Origin of the sequence: Hydrogenophaga intermedia (assembly GCF_023715105.1) — a bacterium.
GTDB classification, from domain to species: Bacteria; Pseudomonadota; Gammaproteobacteria; order Burkholderiales; family Burkholderiaceae_C; genus Hydrogenophaga; species Hydrogenophaga intermedia_A.
In genome coordinates this window covers 1-1,302 of sequence record NZ_JAMBNO010000073.1, presented here as the reverse complement: position 1 = coordinate 1,302, position 1,302 = coordinate 1, and the positions used below count along the sequence as shown (strand labels likewise).

The following is a 1,302-nucleotide window of genomic DNA, read 5'->3' as shown; positions in this document are numbered from 1 at the left end:
TGACCTTGCCCCTGAAAAGTGGAGTTCTTAGCCCTTGTTGAAAATACCGACAAGGAGTCAAGGAATGAAAGCCAAGCAGGTGCGTGCGCAATACACGCAGGAATTCAAGTTGGAGGCGGTGCGTCAGGTGGGTGGGGGCCAGGCCATCGCGGTGGTGGCCAAGGTGTTGGGGATACCCAAGGCCAGCCTGGGCAACTGGGTGCGCCAGGCTGCCAAAGGTGCGTTGAGCGGCGTTGGGGGCGAGGACAAGGCTGTACGGGTCTCGCCCGAGCAGATGGAGATAGCGCGTTTGCGAGCGGAAGTTGCGCGCCTGAGGATGGAGCGCGACATCGCAAAAAAAGCCGCGGCGTACTTCGCGCAGGACACGCTGCGAGGTACGCCTGGATTCACCAAATGAGGCAGCAGTACCCGGCGAGCATCTCCTGCGGCGTGCTGGAGGTCAGCGCCAGCGGTTACTTCAACTGGCTGCGCCGCCCACGGGACATGGCTGGCAGGCCCGGCGCCCGGCACAGTGACGAAGCTGTGCTGGCCCACATCCGCGCCATCCATGCCGAGGTCAAGGGTGAATACGGCTGGCCACGGATGCACAAGGAACTGCTGGCCAGGGGCATCCGGGTGGGCAAGGACAGGGTGCGCAAGTTGATGAAACAGCACGGCATCCGAGCCAGAACCAAGCGCAAGTTTGTGGTGACGACTGACAGCAAACACAGCCTGCCGGTGGCACCAGACCTGGTGCAGCGGCGCTTCAACCCTGAGGTCCCCAACCACCTGTGGTGTGGCGACATCACCTACATCGCCACCGACGAGGGCTGGCTGTACCTGGCTGCGGTCATCGACCTGTTCAGCCGCCAGGTGGTGGGCTGGAGCCTGCAGCCGCACATGCAGGCCAGTTTGGTCAAGGACGCGCTGGCCATGGCGTGGTGGCGGCGGCGCCCGCCGCCTGGTCTGATATTCCACAGCGACAGGGGCAGCCAGTATTGCAGCGGCGAGTTCCAGGATGCTTTGAAAGACTGGAAGATGCGTTCCTCGATGAGCAGGAAGGGCAACTGCTGGGACAACGCGCCGACCGAGAGCTTCTGGGGCCGACTGAAAACGGCCAGCGTGCATGGCCACAAATTCGCCACCCGAGAGCAGGCCAGGCAGGCTGTGATGGACTGGATGGCTTTCTACAATCACCGCAGGCTGCATTCGTCGCTAGGCTATCTCAGCCCGATGCAGTTCGAGCAACGCTGGTACGAGGCACAGCGAAAAAAGGCCGCGTAATCGTCGGGCTAAGAGCTACACAGAACGAGGGCAAGGTCA

At 62.4% G+C, this 1,302-nt stretch carries 1 protein-coding gene; it reads left to right on the top strand.

Going from position 1 to position 1,302, the window contains the following annotated elements:
* The first annotated feature begins 64 nt into the window (after window positions 1-64).
* A protein-coding gene (locus M3149_RS22610) for an IS3 family transposase (RefSeq protein ID WP_251711604.1) occupies window positions 65-1,263 on the top strand; the annotation gives its coding sequence in 2 pieces (ribosomal slippage) (window positions 65-332 and window positions 332-1,263; 1,200 coding nt in all).
* Window positions 1,264-1,302 lie beyond the last annotated feature (39 nt).